The organism is Eubacteriaceae bacterium ES3 (assembly GCA_030586155.1).
GTDB lineage: Bacteria > Bacillota > Clostridia > Eubacteriales > Eubacteriaceae > Acetobacterium.
Genome location: CP130741.1, coordinates 302,947 through 321,018 on the forward strand (window position 1 = coordinate 302,947; position 18,072 = coordinate 321,018).

Here is an 18,072-nt window from a genome sequence, read left to right on the forward strand (position 1 = left end):
AACAAAATTAATTCATGGAGTTTTTTTATTGAAAAAATAAGTCTTAAAATTTCCAATTCGGTTTTACTGGCTCAATTGAAAGAGACGAAAGGGTCTGGAAATAATTTTAGGAAGATAATGTACTAAAAAAATACAAAATAAACAAAAGAGTCTCTGTTCTTTGTATACAATAATTGCTATACTAGCATTATGTAAAAAATTAAGAGACAAAGAAGTCTTATGATAGTGTGGAGGTAATGATGGAGATTAAAGTAATCAGAGCTAATGAGCCAAAAGATAAGCCAGACAGCGACAAATTGGAATTCGGGGTCAATTTTACCGATCATATGTTTATGATGGATTATACGGAAGGGCTGGGGTGGCATGACGCGACGATTCTTCCATATGGTCCAATTGAGCTGATGCCTTCGGCGATGGTACTTCATTATGCCCAGGAAGTTTTTGAAGGATTAAAAGCCTACCGGACGTCAGAGGGAGAGGTTCAGTTCTTTAGACCTCTGGAAAATTTTAGACGTTTAAACCGATCAAATGAAAGAATGTGTATCCCTCAGGTAGATGAAGAATTTTTGATGGAAGCCCTTAAAGAATTGGTCAAGCTGGATGTAAGCTGGATTCCGGAAGGACCTGGGACTTCTTTATATATTCGGCCATTTATTTTTGCAACGGATCCCTATATTGGGGTACGCGTTTCAAAACAATATAAATTTATGATAATCATGTCGCCGGTTGGATCCTATTATAAAGGTGGAATGGCCCCCTGCAGTATTTATGTGGAAAATGAATATGCCAGAACTGTCAGGGGAGGTACCGGAGAAGCAAAATGCGGGGGAAATTATGCTGGTGGACTTGCCGCTCAACAGAAGGTCAAAAAATTGGGTTACGAACAGATTTTATGGCTGGACGGGGAGACTAGAACCTATATTGAAGAGGTCGGTACCAGTAATGTATTTTTCCTGATCGATAATGAATTTGTCACCCCTTCCCTTGAAGGAACAATTCTCCCGGGAATTACCAGAAAAAGTGTGATTGAACTCTTAAAACATTGGGGCGAGAAAGTTGTGGAGAGAAGGATCACGATTGATGAACTCTATGAAGCTTACCAGGCCGGAAAAGTAAAAGAAGCTTTCGCAACGGGCACAGCGGCTGTTATTTCGCCAATTGGGACTTTAGGGTGGAAAGATGCTGAAATGACGTTTAATGACGGTAAAATCGGCGAATATGCCCAAAAAATCTATGATACACTCTATGGGATCCAGGTCGGTGAAGAAAAAGATGAGCTGGGTTGGATTGAGAAAATATAATAAAAATAATATTTAAAAAATATTAAAAAACTTTTTTCGAAATGCTTGACAATGATGGTTTTACCAGCTATAATAAGTCTTGCATTTCGAAATTACGAGAGGTACCGAAGTGGTCATAACGGGGCGGTCTTGAAAACCGTTAGGGTGCAAGCCCACGTGGGTTCGAATCCCACCCTCTCGGCCATTCAAATGCAAATTGATTAGTTTCAACCATTATTTATTACCTTTGGGGAGAAGTACTCAAGTGGCTATAAGAGGTGCCCCTGCTAAGGGTATAGGCCGTTAACGCGGTGCGAGGGTTCAAATCCCTCCTTCTCCGCCATTTAATATTACGCATTAAACTTAGACCTGCTACGATTGTGGCAGGTTTTTTGTCGTTGGAAATTTTCATTATTTCAAATAAATCGATTTTTCTTTTGGAGATTAGTTCTTCCTAGCGATTTGTAAATCTTTTTCATAAAATTCAAAGGAAAGCATCAGGTACAAGCATACTCGCCAATCATTTAAGTCTACTCGTGTTAGTTTAACAATTTGTTCCATTCGGCTTAGAAAAGTGCTGCGCGCAATATAAAGAGCTTTTGCCGTAGCAGATGCATTAAACTGATTTTTTAAATACATCAGTAAAGTCTCATAATGGCTGGTATGATTATTTTGGTCATATTCGCGCAACTTTAGAATCACAGGACTACAAACCTGCTCGGGAGAAAAATTTCCTTGTGCGGATTTTAACAGATGATCGAGGGCATAATGGTCAAAATGGTATATCCAAATCTCCGGTTCTTTCTTTTTCCCTATTTGAAAAGCTATTTTTGTCTGCTCAAAGGCTTGAAAAACGTTGGCTATATGAGAAAATCGTCGACTGACGGCAGCGATCAGCATACTGTCACGAATCAGCTGTGATAGCTCTTTAAAAAAATCGACTTCTTCAAATTTTTCGAAGACTGTAATATTCAGCAGTATAAGGGTATCATTTTTTTTCTGAATACAGCAAAGTCCCCGCCACTTTCGTTCAATCTGAGTGCCGATATAATTGGCATAGAGATAGGACTCATCTTTGATATTGGTAGTAAAGTGAATCAGATAGTAATCATCATCTTCTTTAAAGTCATTTTGTTTTAAGGTCGTTAGTAAGGTATAAGAATCTACGGAAATATCATCAATATAATCAGCAAAAACTTTTTTTAAAAGCTGAATGCTTCCGGTATCGCGTTCAAAAGATCCGCTAATGGCGTAAAGTTCTTCCAGAAATTTTGCCAGATAATTTAATACATGCGTATAAAAAAGATTTTTGGCGTTGTTGTCAGAATAGAGGGTTGCCAATCGACCAACATAAACATTATGAAAAAAAATATTCTTGTGCAGACAATGCTCTATTTCATTATACTGAAAGACTTCTTTGATGGAATCAAGAGCACTGAAACCCGGCTTTACAATCATCTTTTGAGCCTGATCGATGTCAAGGTCTGAGTATTCAGGCAGATATTTTCTGGTATAAGTTATAAAATGAAATTGCGTGTCTGCCAGTAAAAGCCATTGATCAACAATATTTGCTGTGTCCTGAAAAACTTTATCAAAGGTTGCGTAGTTATTGATGTTCTCAATCATGAGCGCTTCCCACTGATTAAATCTCAGAAATATCTGCATAATAAGATTAAAAACATGTGAAATCGGAATGTCGTCTTCAATAACAATCAGATTAATTTCTGAATTCAGAATATTTTCCGTTAAATTGCGATGACACACGAAAATAACATCCTCATACTTTTGTGCAATTTGTAGTGTTTCGGTGCTATCTACTACTACAATATGACCGGATAGGCGAATTCCCGCCTGATAAAATAATGGAAGATCGACTTTGATATCATCTGAAAAATACTTATAAATGCAATTATATTGTTTATTTAACTCATATTTAATTACTGAACCGTGTAAAAGCATTGGCCTGGCCTCCTTTTGATATTCTTAATACAAATTGTATTGTTTTTGTCCTGAAGTTTCAATAGCAATGACGGTTTTCTTGTTTTTTTTTTTGTAATATCATATAGACAAATAAAAAATTCAATTTTATAAGGAGAATTCGCCATGAAAAGAGAGAAATACGATCCTGTTAAAGAAAAGGAAATCGTGGGTATGGACCCACCTATCCACAGTGTAGAACTGATCGGAATGCTTGGAATACCAGCAATACCACATATGTATCGCCCAATTGAGAGACGAGAAAATTTCAAAATGTTATTCAGCGGACAAACTCCCTACTGGATTCCGGTTTGTGGCTGGTTTGGCGCTGACACCAACATGTTCAGGCCACGCCAGCAGCCTGACAATTATGCCAATCATCAGGCTTTTGACGGTGGCAGTCCGATTGATTATCGTAAAGCTGGCAATCTGCTAACGGGCTGGTTTGACTTGGAACTGCAGTGGGAAGAGAATGTTTGCGGTGCTACTGCCAAACCAGGACCTGCCAAGATCCAGGATATAAGTCACTGGGAAGATTATGTCAAAATGCCTAATTTAGATACAATGGACTGGGAATCCATTAAAAATGATAATCAGGACTATCTGGCTGGTGATCGGATCATTCAACTGGGCATTCAGTTTGGCATGTGGGAACGGTTGATGAACCTAATGGGAGTTGCCGAAGCAGCTGTCGCTCTAGTTGATGAAGACCAGCAAGACGGAGTCCATCGTTTCTTTGATCAGCTGGCTGATATTTATGTCGACTATATCCGCCGAATGAAAAATATTATCAATGTCGAAAGTGTATTTTTCCACGATGACTGGGGGACCAGTACGGGACCATTCTTCTCATTGGAGACCTGTCGGGAAATGATTGTACCCTATATCAAACGGGTGACTGAATGCTGTCATGAACTGGGAATCATTTTTGAACATCATAGTTGTGGTAAAGCAGAACGGCTGATTCCGGCAATGATTGAGCAGGGTGATGATTACTGGTATCCGCAGCCTTCATTAAATAACCTCGATGCCATGATTGAAACTTACAAGGATGCGCCGATGACTTTTGCTGTTGCCAGTCCGGTCATGACCAGTGATATGTCGGATGAAACCGTTCGGAAAATGGCTAAAGCATGGTTCGAAAAATATAAAGATAAGGGCATATTAATGACCATGAATGTCGATCCCATTGCCGAAAATGACCCCACTAAATATCCTGTTTTTGCTGAAGCTGTTTACGAATTCAGCCGGATCGCTTATCAGGACGTTGAACTATAAAATTTAAACTAGCTCAAAATGACAAGGAGAAAAGTATGATCATTATTGGTGAAAAAATTAATGGAGCGATTCCGTCAACTGCCAAAGCGATTGTAGCAAAAGATGCGGAATTTATTAAAAATCTGGCAATCAAACAGGCTGAAGCAGGTGCAGATTTTATTGATGTCTGTGCATCAGTAGATGACGATATCGAAATGGAAACGATGGAGTGGCTCATCGACATTGTTCAGGATGCCACAGATGTTCCGATTGCGGTGGATAGTCCGAATGTGTATACCTGTATTGAAGCAGCAAAGTTATGTAATAAACCGGGACTGTTCAACTCAGTATCGATGGAAGGTGATAAGATTGATGCAGCTTTCAGGGCAATTGCTGATACAAAATGGGAATGTGTGGCACTGTTAAACAGTGATGAAGGAATTCCTAAAACAGCAGCTGACCGTTTAAAAGTATTTGCAGATACAATGGCAAAATGTAAGGAATATAATATTGATCCTTCCAGAATGCACATTGATCCATTGATTGAAATGCTTTGTACATCAGAAGATGGTATCAATATGGTGACAGAAGTTATCAGAGACATCAAGAAACAGTATCCCAAAATTCATGTGACTGGAGCAGTCAGCAATATTTCATTCAACCTGCCAGCTCGTCGAATTGCCAACCAGGCTTTTGCAGTGCTTGCAATGAACGCCGGTATGGACTCCTTCATCCTTGATCCACTAAACAAGGACATGATGGGAATGCTTTTTGCTACAGAAGCCATGATGGGTGAAGATGAATACTGTATGCAATATATAGGCGCTTTCCGCGAAGGTATTTTTGTAAAATAAATAATCTTTGCACACACAAAGATAAAAAATAAAATTAAATTTTAAGGAGAAAGAATATGTCAACAATTGCAGAAGTAAAAACACTGGTAGAAACTGGAAAATCTAAAAAAGTAGGAGCTGCTGTACAGGCTACTTTGGATGTAGGCGTAGCTGCCCAGGAAATCCTGGATGGCATGATTGAATCCATGGGCGTTGTCGGAGAGAAATTCTCTGCCGGCGAAATCTTTGTTCCAGAAATGCTGATTGCTGCCAAAGCAATGTCAAAAGGCGTGGATATTTTAAAACCGGTTATGGCTGGTGAAAATTCTACTTCTTTAGGAACCTGTATTATGGGAACTGTTGCCGGAGACCTTCATGATATCGGTAAAAACCTGGTTGTTATGATGCTTGAAAGCTCAGGATTTGATATGGTTGACTTGGGTGTGGATGTACCTGCTGACAAATTCGTTGAAGCGGTTAAAGAAAACGATAATGTAGTTTTAGTTGCCTGCTCAGGTCTGTTGACTACTACAATGCCAGCTTTAAAAGAAGCAGTTCAGACTGTAAAAGCTGCTTACCCAGATCTTCCGGTGATTGTTGGTGGTGCGCCGGTCACGCCTGAATACGCAGATGAAATTGGAGCTGATGGATATGCACCGGATGCCGGAAGTTCAGCTGCTAAGGCGAAAGAGCTGATTGGAAAATAAGGTGCTAAATAACTTTTATCTAAGTGAAAAAAGTATTAGCAAAGTAGTTAAAAGAGGTGAAATTCAGATTAATTTCCCTCTTATTTTTGAAGAAGGGTGTTAATCTGAACACTGTTAAAACTTTTAATTGAAACAAAACATACAAAAAAGTATGTCCTTCAAACGAGTTTAATATGCAAATTAGATAGCTATTTGCAACAAAATTCTAGAGGAAAAAAATGCGGTTAGGGTGGATGAATTTAATTATCTTAATCTCTATTGATTAAGATAGATTCTTCTAAATACCCCAATAATGCGGATGAATTTATGTATGTAAAAAATAAATGTTGATTACTATAGCTAAATTTTAATTGAATCAGTAAGTTGAGTATGATCTTCGCCGTCATTTGAGATTACGCATTAAACCTGCTACGATTGTGGCAGGTTTTTTTATTTAGCTTTAGAAGACTTTTTTGTGGTATTTCCAAAAAAACTTTCACTGGATCTTCTTCTGCGTTTCAAATTTCAAATCATAAGCTTTTTAATAAAAGGAAGCCCCTGAAATCGCAGAGGCTTCTTTTTTCACAATTCTTATCTATAGGTCTTTCTTTTCCTAAGCATGAGAATAGCAGAAATGAATAATAGATTTATAATTATAACGGTTATAATTATAGTCAAGGAAGGGATAATATTTTCACGGTTAATTTTAGCTCTGATATAATAGAGAAGTTCTGATGTTGCAGAGGTAACAGGATTATTACTTACTTTAATAATAGTATTATTTCCTTCATCCGGAGTAATGATATCTCCTCCATCAATAACTAGTTCGTCATTTTCATTTACTACAACATTTAATTCAAGCGTTAAATCAACTGAATTAGCTCCGACTTCAACATAGCCATTCCGGCTTCCTGAGGAACCGTCATCAGACACATCCACATAGTCTAAACTTGCCGGTTGAAGGTCAATTGTAAAACGACCTATTTCTTCTGTTCCGTTTCTGAAGGTAAGATAATGGGTTTCAATGGATACATCATTAAAATAATACCATCCCTCGCTATTGGTAGTGGTTGTTTTTGGTGTAGAATTTAAAACTACTGTAACGCCGGCGATTGGGTTGCCATTTTCATCCTTTACGGTTCCTTGTATATCCAGCGTTGCTGTGATATCTTCTCTAATCTCCCAGACTGCATAGAGTGTTACATCTTTGGCTGGCATTTTATAAACTTCACCGAGGAGATACTCTACCGAATTATTACCTGCTACTGTAGACCAGCCAGCAAGAGTGAACAGATCTCTTGAAAATCCTGAACCATCTGAAAGAATTACATTTGAGTCTGTTCTGGCAATGGTATCTGTAATGGTACCCGTCCCGCCGTTCGGATCGTAACTTAATATATATGGATTTGCAGTCCAGACTGCATATAAGGTAATATTTGTTGATGGCATGGACACTGATGCGGCCAGACCAAAATCTTTACCGCTACCATCAGATTTAGTATTCCAGCCCGTTAGGGTATAACCGTTTCTTGAAAAGCCGCTTCCATTGGATAGGGTAACTGTAGAATCGGTTGCTCCGGTGGTATCGGCAATGAATCCTGTTCCACCAGCATTATTATAGGATATGTGATTGATATTTGCTGTCCACTTTGCCCAGACATCAACGTCTCCGGTAGACCCTTGGGGTATTTGTGTGATTGCATTAGTTAGTTCTGCATCAGTATACCAGCCACCAAAAGTGTAGCCTGTTTTTGATGGATTAACAAAGGTGATGGTAGGGGTTTCGATATAATAGGTCAGAGGATTTGACGGATTGTTGATTCCGCCGTTTAAATGATATATTATATTATATCCGAATGGTGCCCATATGGCATACAATGTCACATCTACTGGAGGCATCGTAATAGATGAACCTAAGGTATAGCTTGTCCCACTTCCGTCATCAGATGTATTCCATGAAGCCAGGCTGTATCCAGTTCTTGTAAATCCGTTTCCGTCTGACAGGGCAACTATAGAATCAGTTGCTCCTGAGGTATCTTCAATAGTACCAGTTCCACCATTGTTGTCATAGGAGATAGTGTTAATATCTGCTGTCCATTTTGCCCAAACCTCCACGTCTCCGGTTGCCCCCTGAGGGATTTCTGTTATGGGGTTAATTAACTCCGCCTCAGTATACCAACCTTCGAAGATATAACCAGATTTTGAGGCATCTGCAAAGGTAATGGTAGGAGTTTCGCTGTTGTAAGCCACAGGGTTTTCAGGGGAGTTTGTCCCGCCATCAAGGTTATAGATAATATTGTATCCCAAAGGAATCCATTTTGCCCAAACTTCTACATCGCCAGTAGACCCCAAAGGAATTTCAGTAATCGGATTCGTTAAGTCTGGATCGGTATACCATCCACCGAAGGTATACCCTGACTTTGTTGGGTTTGAAAAGGTGATGGTCGGGCTTTCAATATTATAGCTTCGCGGATTGCGTAGATTATTTTTGCCTGCGTCTAAATTATAGGTTATTGTATAGTCAGTAGGTGCCCATACTGCATAAAGCACAGTGTTTTCTGAAGGCATAGTAAAGGTCTGGCCAAGTGTATAGTCGACCGTATTAGTTCCTGAGGTCTCTGACCAACCTTGAAGTGTATATCCTGTTTTACTGAAACCACTGCCGCTTGAAAGAATAATTTCGGCACCATCACTCGTACGTAAATAATCAAACCCTGTTCCGGAATTCGGGTGATAAAATAATACTAAATAGTCTGTTCCGACAAAATAACCGCCTTGTGCATCCTCCCAATAGTCTTTGAAATATAAATCTGTCAACCCATATGTATTAATCGCACCAGTAAGATTTGGCCCTGAAAGCAATACACCTGGTTCATGATTATGGTCAATATTAGTAAAACCATTTTGATACAAGGAATCATTTTCCAGAAATACGGCACTTGTACCAGTAACAGTAATTGAACCGCCGTTTCCATTTCTGCCTGGTCCAATGTCATAAGCAGCAGAATCTCCCTTCGCATAGACATTTCCGCCAGAAATCACTATATTTCCAGAATTTCCGTTGGAGCCACCGCCGATTCCTGCTGCAAACTCACCTGCATAGGAGGCATATATATTTCCACCAGTAATAGTAATACTTCCAGCATCTGAGTTCTCACCACCACCGATTCCTGCAGAGTAATCCCCTCCGGTTGCAACTACATCGCCGCCGCTGATGGTGATAATACCACCAGTGGCATTATCGCCACCACCGATTCCTGCGCCTCTAGCTCCTCCAACAGCAACAATCTCTCCACCACTTATACTGATGGTTCCGCTCTGGCCATTTTCACAACCACCAATTCCAGCTGCATTTTCTCCACCGGATGCAATAATAATGCCACTTTCTATATTGATGGACCCTACTTTTCCGGCCCCTTCATTTGTAGATTCTGCACCAATTCCTGCAGATTTATAGCCGCCGGTACAATAAAGCGTTCCATTTCCATTGATGGTCAAAGATGTTCCATCTTCCACCAGAACACCGGCATGATTACTGGAAACTTAGGTATTTATCCCCGTCAATGTTAGTTCATTTCCAGAACCTGAAAATGAAAGCGCACAAGCATTAATGCTTGTCAAATCGATGGAGACACTGTCCAAAGTCAGATGTGTTCCCGGAGAACATTCGATCATAACGTTTTTTGATCCTGTTAGTGTTACCGTTCCGCTACACTGAATAATGTCTCCGTCATTTGCCGCGCTGATATCATAATTGGTATTAACTATAGGTATTGTTGCGGCGGTAACGAATGCCGGCAAAAATGCAAGCAATAGAATGAATACCAGGAATCCGGATAACAATTTCTTTTTCATATTGACCCCCTTAAAAAATCATTACATAGTTATCTCATAAGCATTAATCGATTTCAATAGTGATTATGGCTGCGTTATCATTATTTTTTGATGATACAGTTTTTCATATATAGCATATATAAGTAGATTAATATTAGAGTTACAACATTGACGATATCCCCAAAAATTGCTCGCTATTGTTTTATATCCAATACTAATAAAATAGCTTTTATATAAAGTTGAGCAGCATTTAATAGGAAATACGATTAAAATAATCACACTTTAATTTTTATGCCCTTTTTTTGACTGACTAAACAATAAAAGAACATAAAATATTGGTATAAAATCAACATTTTTCAGTTTGAAAAATGATTGATATCACAAAAAATTTTATACATTAATAAGCGTGGTTTGATACAGAGTTTTAGCCGATTTCGAATTGAATACTCTATGGCTTTGTCATTTGTTGGTTTTCAAAGCCAACAACAAGTATAGATTAGACGGACTGTTTAAAATGATTGTGATTGGATACATAAATATAATAAACTTATCAGTAAGATGACAATGATTTATGCTTCGCTTTGGGAAGCGTTTATTTATGTTTAAATATGAGAAGAAGGTTTGGGGATGAATAAAAAGCTTTTAAGAACAACGGTTTTATTTATATTCGTGATGTTGTTTATTGCGTTTTTTTTAATGGTGTTTGGAAGTGTAAATGTTATTATTGCCATCAGTACAGTCTTTGTGATATTAACATATCTGACAAAAAATATGACAGCAAATCCGGTAAAAAATCTCTTGAAACTGATGGTGTTTAATGTAGCGATGGGATTGATTGCATATGTTTCGTCACTCAATATTTTTTTTGCGATTCCAATTGATTTTTTAAGTATCTTTTTGATAGCAAATGCCTTAAGCTACACGATTAATTCACCGATATCCACGCCCTTTAGCTTACAGTATGTGTTCTTAATTTCAGTTCCTGTTTCTTCGGCAGAATTACCCTTGCGCTTGGCTGCCTTAGCTGCAGGCGCTGTTTGTGTTATGCTTGTTCAATTAGCGGTAAATAAGGATCTGGTCGAGAAACAAAGCAGAATAATTTTTCTGGAAATCTGCAGTAATCTCGAAAACAAAATCAGGAATACTATTAATAAGACGAATACTGAAGGTGTTGACCATGAAATAACTGGAAAAGTCGGTAAATTAAAGCAAATTATTTATGAGGCAAGAGTTGACAATTACTACTTTACAAAAGAAATTGAAATAAAATTGAATATTGTGGTCGTTTTGGAGAATTGCTATGACCTGATAAATGAAATTGGAAACGAACCTGAAAAAATTAACTTTCTTGAAGATATATTGACCTTTATGAACGGTTTGAAAATATATTTTGTAGAAGAAGATGTCGACAGACTTGACGAATTAAAAGTTTTGTTCAATAGAAGTTTTCAAAAATACAACTTTACAACGACCAACGATCTGGTATTGATGAAACTGATTGAGCAATTACAGTGTTTAATGGATTATTTGCATACGACGAAGAATCTTGATCGAATTACCGAAAAGGAGAAGGCAAAAAGTGAAATACCAACAAAAAAATTCAAGTCCGTTAAACAATACAAAACAAAGTTGTCAATTGACGCTTTAAGTAGGTCTTACGCTTTTCGATTGGCTTTGGCAATTTCAATAGCGACCTTTCTTGTCAATTATTTTAGCTTACAGCATGGTAATTGGATGGTGTTTACCATCTCTTCGTTGACCTACCCCTATTACGAAATGGCGAAACAAAAAACAGTTAAACGGATTTTGGGAACAATTATTGGTGGAATAATTGTCATTGTGGTTTTTTCGATATTGCAGCTGAAAGATGCGGGAACAGTTGTGATGATAATTGCTTTGTTTTTAACAATTTTCTTCATGGATAATTACACATATTCGATGATTTTCTCGACGATCACAGCGATCAGTTCATTTGTGTTAGCTGAGAATTCAACAAGTCTGAGCCTTGACAGAATAATTTATGTTGTGATTGGGGGAGTCATTGCGATCGTCTTAAGTAAATTTATTTTGCCTTACCATAAGTCCGATACAGAAAAAGATTTAATGAGTATGTATGATGACATCATTGTTGGGTTTTTTAAAGATATTAAAAGTTCAACAAACTATAACGAGGATTTTGAGAATAAAATTATTAACTTTATTCTTTTCGCTAGTATGATTGAGGATAAACTATCGGTAATGGCCAAGGATTCCAATGGTGAAGAGATCCGGTCATTTATTAAAATCAGACATCAATTGACGCTAGATATTTATAATGAATATCTTTGGTTGCTAAAAAATAAAAATTGTATCGAGGCGTATAGAGATATTCATTATAAAATCATTCGAAACGACAGTTATTTGGATCCTGAGAAGGATGAACAGTTAGTTGCCGAGATTGTTAGTACAAACACATTTAAAAATAAGGTGGTTATTTGGGAGAGCATCCAAGTATTAAGAACAATGAAACAATTGAGTTTGGTTAAATAATAAGCGGGTCTATAGTAATCTATCAATGATCCGTGTATATTAATGCTCTTGTCAGAAAATATACCGACACCTGCCCGCTGTGATTATGGCGGGTTTTTTCAATTTAAAATGTCGGGTGTATAGGATAACGAAAACAGAACAGAAAAAAGGTATTAATACTAAAAGCTTTGTTCAAAGAAATTTTATTGAGGATTAGAAGTATGTTCAAACCACTTGAGGGTATTAAAGTAATAGATCTGTGTTTAGCCGGAGCAGGGCCGTCCTGTACCATAATTTTGACTGAATATGGGGCTGATGATATTTGGATCGAGCCGTTGACCGGAGCCTCGACTCGAGATGTTTTTAAATATGACTTTTACACAACCGGAAAACGGGCCATTACGCTTGATTTAAAAACACCGGAAGGAAAGGAAGTCATCTATCGACTTATAAAGGACGAAGATGTCTTTGTTTCTAACTATCGGCCAGCTGCGATTGAACGTCTGGGCCTTGATTATGAGACGCTGAAAGAGCTCAACCCTAAACTGATTTATGCGACAATTTCCGGCTTTGGAGAAGAAGGATCAATAAATAGTCAGAAAACTGGTGTTTAGGTGACTAAATTTCTAATTAAAAAGAATAGCGACTTAAAAGGTATTTACCTGTTACGTTTGTAGCAGGTTTTTTTAAAGTTAAACATTAGCGGCACAGTTGATATAAGCAGTTAGATGTCTCATTGACATGGGTGAAGAATTATTTCACCGCAATAAATCATAATCTTATGACAAGATAATACAATTTTAAACAAATAGTATCAGGATTGGTCAATAAGCTGTCAGGATAGAGCAATATTATCTTGATGGATTATCATATAATTAAGGCAAATAAGGGTATGCATAACAAAGAGCGGTGTAAGCAAAACATCCGAATAGACGAGGTTTTGAGAGCAGAATACGAAAAACCTGCTAGAATAAGGCCTTTTGTGATTTTATATGATTAAAAAGAAATTTGGGGGGAAACGGTATGAAAAAAGTTAACGACAAAAAAGAACTGACACTGGAAGTGGTAAAGAAAATGGCAGAGGCAGTAGAATATGTTGCTGCCAGTTTAAATGTTCCGGTTATTTTCGCTGCTGTTGATTCTGGTGCTAACCTGATGCTGATGCATCGTATGGAAGGCGCTTTTATAACGAGTGTTGATATTGCCATTAATAAAGCTTTTACTTCGGCAGCTTTAAAAATTGGCACCCACGAAGTGGCACCGCTGGTACAGCCGGGTGAAAGTCTTTATGGTCTACAGTTATCCAACAACAGCAGAATCGTTCCTTTTGGCGGAGGTTTCCCGATTATCGTTGATGGAGAAGTAGTTGGCGCGGTTGGCGTCAGCGGCGGTACCGTTGAAGAAGATATGGCCATTGCCCAGGCTGCTGTTGAATTATTTAATGCCTGCTAATTAGCTGCTTATAAGGAGAGGATGAAATGAGAATGTACGATTATTTAGTACCAAGCGTAAACTTTATGGGTGCCGGATGTGTGAGTAAAGTTGGTGAACGGTGTAAAATTCTTGGCGGTAAGAAAGCATTGATCGTAACAGATTCCTTTTTAAAGAATATGGAGGGCGGCGCCGTAGAAGTAACTGTTAAATCCTTGGAAGAAGCGGGTATTGAGGTTGCTTATTTTGATGGTGTGGTTCCTAACCCCAAAGATATTACGGTGAAGATGGGACTGGAAGTATATAATACTGAAAACTGTGACATGATCGTTACCGTTGGAGGGGGGTCTGCCCATGATTGCGGTAAAGGAATCGGTATTATGGCAACTCATGAAGGGGATTTATATTCTTATGCCGGTATTGAAACCCTGACCAATCCGTTGCCCCCAATTGTTGCTATTAACACAACTGCCGGAACAGCCAGTGAAGTCACCAGACATTGCGTGATTACAAATACCGAAAAGAAAGTCAAGTTTGTTATCGTCAGCTGGAGGAATCTGCCAATGGCATCATTTAATGATCCCATGCTGATGTTAAAAATTCCTGCTGCTTTAACAGCTGCTACGGGAATGGATGCTCTAACTCATTCGATTGAATCATATGTGTCAAAAGATGCCAATCCAGTGACCGATGCAGCAGCTATCCAGTCGATCAAATTAATATCTCAGAATTTAAGACAGGCTGTTGCTATGGGTGATAACCTGGTAGCCAGAGAAAATATGGCTTATGCGTCACTGCTGGCAGGGATGGCCTTTAACAATGCGAATTTAGGATATGTGCACGCCATGGCACATCAGCTGGGTGGATTATACGATATGCCTCACGGTGTTGCCAACGCCATGCTTTTACCTCACGTAGAAAAGTATAACCTGATTTCAAATCCGCAGAAATTTGCCGATATTGCAGAATTTATGGGTGAAAATATTGCTGGCTTATCGATTATGGAAGCAGCGGAAAAAGCAATTGATGCAATGGTAAGACTTTCACAGGATGTGGGCATTCCGGCTACACTAAGAGAGATGGGTGTAAAGGAAGATGATTTTGAAAAAATGGCCTTTATGGCCTTAAAAGACGGTAACGCTTTTAGTAACCCGAGAAAAGGTAATGAACAGGATATCATCAATATATTTAAAGCCGCTTATTAAACCGATTCTGTGATAGATAAAAGTTAATATTTTCTTATTTAGATACAGTTGTTTTTATCCCGGTCGTTTAAAACGGATGAAAATAGCTGTTTTTTTCAATTTGTCGTGGGAACAAAATTACAAATTCAAAAAAAACGGTTGATTTCTTTACTTAACGACATTATAGTATAGTTAAGTTTTTTACAAAATTTAGATGGAAGGTTAAAGGTGAGATGAATAAATTACAGGATATATTTGACATGGCACGGTTTGAAGAATTTCAGGATGACATTGCAGAAACGACCGGACTGGCAATTATTACTGTGGATTATAAAGGTGAACCTGTCACTCATCATAGCCGATGCAGCGATTTTTGTAAATTGGTTCGCAAAAATAATCATTTAAATGAATGTTGCAGGAGTTGTGATTCCAGAGGCGGAATCGAAGCAGCCAGAACCGGTAAGCCCTATATTTATCGATGTCATATGGGTATTGTCGATCTGGCTTTTCCAATTATCGTAGACGATCACTATTTGGGCGCTTTAATGGCCGGTCAGGTTTTAACCGAAAAAGAGAAACTGTTAGAATTAGAAACAATTGGATACAGTAGGCTTGAAATGAAAGAAAAGCTCAATTATAGAGAAACTTATCATGATCTGCAGTTCATACCATATAAGAAATTTAATGCAATTTCCCGGATGATTAATCACATGAATAAGCATATTGTTAATGAAAAGACCTTTCGAATTGATAGGAAAAAAGAAAAGTTTAGCCGGGTAACCCACAAAAATCCTGCCGTGACTGAAAGATTAACGAAAGATAAAGGGGGAATTCAAGATCATTTTCGAGTTAGTAAAAAGATGGAACCTCCTTTTAGAGAGGAAGGAGCAGAAATTTCTGAACTAATACATCAGCCGCTTAAAAGTACAAGTTCTGCAAACAAAAATGAGTTCGTTTATTTTAGGATAGCAGGACTGAATAGTAAAATTTTGGAGCCTGCAATTCATTATATTGACAGTCATTATAAAGAAAATATATCTCTTGAAAAAATTGCCGCAATTTCAAATGTTAGTCCCTATTATTTTAGCCGATTGTTTAAAAAAGAGAGTGGTGTGAATTTTTCTGTTTACCAAAAGCTTCAAAAAATAGAAAAGGGCAAAGAAATGCTTAGAAAGACTGATTTATCAATTGAGAATATTGCGTCTAAACTAGGTTATTATGAATCAGGCTATTTTACAAGAGTTTTTAAAAAATCTGAGGGGGTTACGCCGTCAGTATATCGAAAAAAAGTGAAAGATTAAAATAAATGCAAAAACACTGTATAAAGGAAAACCTGCCTTTGCCAGTGTTTTTTTGTATAAAGTTTTGCTGAAAGCACTTATTTTTACAAGGAAGTTACAAAATAGCATAGTGCAGATTATTGGTAAACCTGCTATACTAAGTGTATTGAAAAAGACACACTGTTAATCTAACTTTGTTTTATATTAGCATGTAATGGATGATTTTTGCAATAATTAAATAACAGTGAGATCGAAAAAAATTTACGATAAACAATGAATGAACTTGAAAAATTGAGGAAATATCAATTTTAAGGCATGATTCATCTTTTGAAGTTGGTTTAAAAGTGGAGGTATAGATGTGGAGAATAGCCCAGTTTCGATACGTTTAAATGAAATACGCAATCGGGTGGCTGATGGTTTCCTGATTGGGATTGTTATCGTGTCTTTGCCTGCTGCCCTATCCAATGTAAGCCGCATGCTGGAGATGGGTGTTAATATCGTTGATATCTCCACAGTGGCTTTTATTATTATTCTAGGGGCTTTATTTCTATTAAGAAAACGCGTTAATATTTACATGAAAATTTCAACCATGCTTCTTGTGCTGACAATCATCAATTTTTTGTCTTATCAGAATAATGGGTTGCTTAGTATGGGTGCAGTTCAGCTTTTGTTTATTGCAGTCATGGGTGCTTTGCTCTTGCCAGGCAATAAATATAAAGTTTTAATAGTAGCATATACTGTATTGGTTTATGTCTATTTTGGCTATATGTATACGTCAGGACAATTACAAATAAATTATGATGCAATTGAATATATGACCAGGTGGAGTTCATGGAGTGTTCAGTTGTTTTCAGGTGAGGGGTTGATCATAGCCTCGGTAATTGCTATCTCCTATATGGTCAGTGCTCTTAAGACTTCGATTTACGAGGTTCAAAAAAGTAAAGATGAAATGGAACAATTATTGTGGACTGAAAACCAGAGACTGGAAGAAATGGTAGAGGAACGCACTAAAAACCTTGAAGAGACAACCAAAGAGCTGATGAACTCTGAGCGTCTGGCATCACTGGGGAGTTTAGTAGCTGGTGTGGCCCATGAAATCAATACGCCTGTAGGTGTTGCCGTATCGGCTGGGACTTACCTTTCTGACATTAATAATCGCGCTTACCAAAACTTAGTTGCTGGAAATTTTGGCAAGGATGATTTGATTACCTATATGCAATCCGTCGAGGAAACTGCGGAAATTATTAATGAAAATTTGGGACGTTCAGCTAATCTTGTTAAAAGTTTTAAAGAAATTTCAGTTAATCAGACCAATGATTTGTTAAGTGTTTTTAATGTCAAAGAATACCTTGAAACTGTGATTCTGACTTTAAAACATGAACTGAAGAATACCAGTCATGTGATTAATATTAAATCGCCGGATAATTTAAGAATATCAGGCTATCCCAGTGCTTTTTCGCAGATTTTTACCAACCTGATCATGAATTCTCTGTTACATGGCTTCGAAGACAAAAAGGACGGGATTATTGATATTGTAATGGAGATCAGAGACCAGGATTTTGTGGTAACCTATAGAGATAATGGCAAAGGTATATCCGAAGAAAATGTTCAAAAAATATTTGATCCCTTCTTTACCACTAAAAGAGGACAGGGCGGCAGTGGTTTGGGCCTGAGCGTGATCCATAGTCTTGTTGTTGAGCGGCTTAAAGGTCGGATTAGCTGTGAAAGCAGAGAAGGTCAGTATACCTTGTTTACAATTATCGTTCCCGATATAGAATACGAGCAGGAATAGAGGAGAAAGA

13 protein-coding genes and 2 tRNA genes are annotated in these 18,072 nt (G+C 37.8%); 12 read left to right on the forward strand and 3 right to left on the reverse strand.

All coding sequences use genetic code 11. From position 1 onward, the window contains the following. Positions 1 to 239: 239 nt before the first annotated feature. The 3 genes from Q5O24_01385 (at position 240) to Q5O24_01395 (ending at position 1,623) form a co-directional block, all read left to right on the forward strand. Positions 240 to 1,301, forward strand: a complete 1,062-nt coding sequence (locus tag Q5O24_01385; GenBank protein ID WKY48010.1) for a branched-chain amino acid aminotransferase — start codon at positions 240 to 242, stop codon at positions 1,299 to 1,301. A gap of 95 nt (positions 1,302 to 1,396) precedes the next feature. Continuing rightward, positions 1,397 to 1,485: transfer RNA gene (locus Q5O24_01390), tRNA-Ser, on the forward strand. Between the two features lie 46 nt (positions 1,486 to 1,531). Then, positions 1,532 to 1,623 (forward strand) — tRNA-Ser (locus Q5O24_01395). Positions 1,624 to 1,724: 101 nt separating this feature from the next. On the opposite strand, the gene Q5O24_01400 is transcribed toward Q5O24_01395, so the two are convergent. Further along, positions 1,725 to 3,239, reverse strand: coding sequence for a helix-turn-helix domain-containing protein (locus tag Q5O24_01400; protein ID WKY48011.1), 1,515 nt, complete (start codon positions 3,237 to 3,239; stop codon positions 1,725 to 1,727). Between the two features lie 144 nt (positions 3,240 to 3,383). Here Q5O24_01400 and Q5O24_01405 point away from each other — a divergent pair, with 144 nt between their 5' ends. Genes Q5O24_01405 through Q5O24_01415 form a run of 3 tightly spaced genes read left to right on the forward strand, consistent with a single transcriptional unit; the run spans position 3,384 to position 6,054 of the window. After that, complete coding sequence (locus tag Q5O24_01405) at positions 3,384 to 4,535, forward strand: hypothetical protein (protein ID WKY48012.1); 1,152 nt, start codon at positions 3,384 to 3,386, stop codon at positions 4,533 to 4,535. A gap of 35 nt (positions 4,536 to 4,570) precedes the next feature. Further along, complete coding sequence (locus tag Q5O24_01410; protein WKY48013.1) at positions 4,571 to 5,368, forward strand: methyltetrahydrofolate cobalamin methyltransferase; 798 nt, start codon at positions 4,571 to 4,573, stop codon at positions 5,366 to 5,368. A 56-nt stretch (positions 5,369 to 5,424) separates the two neighbouring features. After that, positions 5,425 to 6,054 carry a corrinoid protein gene (locus Q5O24_01415; protein ID WKY48014.1) on the forward strand — a complete coding sequence of 210 codons (630 nt, stop codon included), beginning with the start codon at positions 5,425 to 5,427 and terminating at the stop codon, positions 6,052 to 6,054. A gap of 570 nt (positions 6,055 to 6,624) precedes the next feature. Here Q5O24_01415 and Q5O24_01420 read toward each other — a convergent pair. Next, entirely contained in the window at positions 6,625 to 9,549 is a 2,925-nt protein-coding gene (locus tag Q5O24_01420; protein WKY48015.1) for an InlB B-repeat-containing protein, read from the reverse strand. 27 nt (positions 9,550 to 9,576) lie between these two features. Continuing rightward, positions 9,577 to 9,888 carry a hypothetical protein gene (locus Q5O24_01425; GenBank protein WKY48016.1) on the reverse strand — a complete coding sequence of 104 codons (312 nt, stop codon included), beginning with the start codon at positions 9,886 to 9,888 and terminating at the stop codon, positions 9,577 to 9,579. 606 nt (positions 9,889 to 10,494) lie between these two features. On the opposite strand from Q5O24_01425, the gene Q5O24_01430 reads away from it, so the two are divergent. The 6 genes from Q5O24_01430 to Q5O24_01455 all read left to right on the forward strand — a co-directional run bounded on the left by Q5O24_01430 (position 10,495) and on the right by Q5O24_01455 (position 18,062). Then, the gene (locus tag Q5O24_01430) at positions 10,495 to 12,396 is read left to right on the forward strand and encodes an FUSC family protein (GenBank protein WKY48017.1); all 1,902 of its coding nucleotides are present in this window, start codon (positions 10,495 to 10,497) and stop codon (positions 12,394 to 12,396) included. 200 nt (positions 12,397 to 12,596) lie between these two features. Further along, on the forward strand, positions 12,597 to 12,989 hold the full coding sequence (locus tag Q5O24_01435) for a CoA transferase (GenBank protein WKY48018.1): 393 nt from the start codon (positions 12,597 to 12,599) through the stop codon (positions 12,987 to 12,989). A gap of 409 nt (positions 12,990 to 13,398) precedes the next feature. After that, positions 13,399 to 13,827, forward strand: coding sequence for a heme-binding protein (locus Q5O24_01440; protein ID WKY48019.1), 429 nt, complete (start codon positions 13,399 to 13,401; stop codon positions 13,825 to 13,827). Between the two features lie 26 nt (positions 13,828 to 13,853). Next, entirely contained in the window at positions 13,854 to 15,011 is a 1,158-nt protein-coding gene (locus tag Q5O24_01445) for an iron-containing alcohol dehydrogenase (GenBank protein WKY48020.1), read from the forward strand. Positions 15,012 to 15,250: 239 nt separating this feature from the next. Continuing rightward, on the forward strand, positions 15,251 to 16,291 hold the full coding sequence (locus Q5O24_01450) for a PocR ligand-binding domain-containing protein (GenBank protein WKY49189.1): 1,041 nt from the start codon (positions 15,251 to 15,253) through the stop codon (positions 16,289 to 16,291). A 337-nt stretch (positions 16,292 to 16,628) separates the two neighbouring features. Continuing rightward, positions 16,629 to 18,062, forward strand: a complete 1,434-nt coding sequence (locus Q5O24_01455; protein WKY48021.1) for a HAMP domain-containing sensor histidine kinase — start codon at positions 16,629 to 16,631, stop codon at positions 18,060 to 18,062. Positions 18,063 to 18,072: the final 10 nt, after the last annotated feature.

Coding starts and splice junctions, on each gene's coding strand:
- Q5O24_01405 (WKY48012.1), top strand. CDS start 3,384: ATGAAAAGAGAGAAATACGATCCTGTTAAAGAAAAGGAAATCGTGGGT.
- Q5O24_01425 (WKY48016.1), bottom strand. CDS start 9,888: ATGAAAAAGAAATTGTTATCCGGATTCCTGGTATTCATTCTATTGCTT.
- Q5O24_01400 (WKY48011.1), bottom strand. CDS start 3,239: ATGCTTTTACACGGTTCAGTAATTAAATATGAGTTAAATAAACAATAT.
- Q5O24_01450 (WKY49189.1), top strand. CDS start 15,251: ATGGCACGGTTTGAAGAATTTCAGGATGACATTGCAGAAACGACCGGA.
- Q5O24_01415 (WKY48014.1), top strand. CDS start 5,425: ATGTCAACAATTGCAGAAGTAAAAACACTGGTAGAAACTGGAAAATCT.
- Q5O24_01440 (WKY48019.1), top strand. CDS start 13,399: ATGAAAAAAGTTAACGACAAAAAAGAACTGACACTGGAAGTGGTAAAG.
- Q5O24_01430 (WKY48017.1), top strand. CDS start 10,495: ATGAATAAAAAGCTTTTAAGAACAACGGTTTTATTTATATTCGTGATG.
- Q5O24_01385 (WKY48010.1), top strand. CDS start 240: ATGGAGATTAAAGTAATCAGAGCTAATGAGCCAAAAGATAAGCCAGAC.
- Q5O24_01445 (WKY48020.1), top strand. CDS start 13,854: ATGAGAATGTACGATTATTTAGTACCAAGCGTAAACTTTATGGGTGCC.
- Q5O24_01410 (WKY48013.1), top strand. CDS start 4,571: ATGATCATTATTGGTGAAAAAATTAATGGAGCGATTCCGTCAACTGCC.
- Q5O24_01435 (WKY48018.1), top strand. CDS start 12,597: ATGTTCAAACCACTTGAGGGTATTAAAGTAATAGATCTGTGTTTAGCC.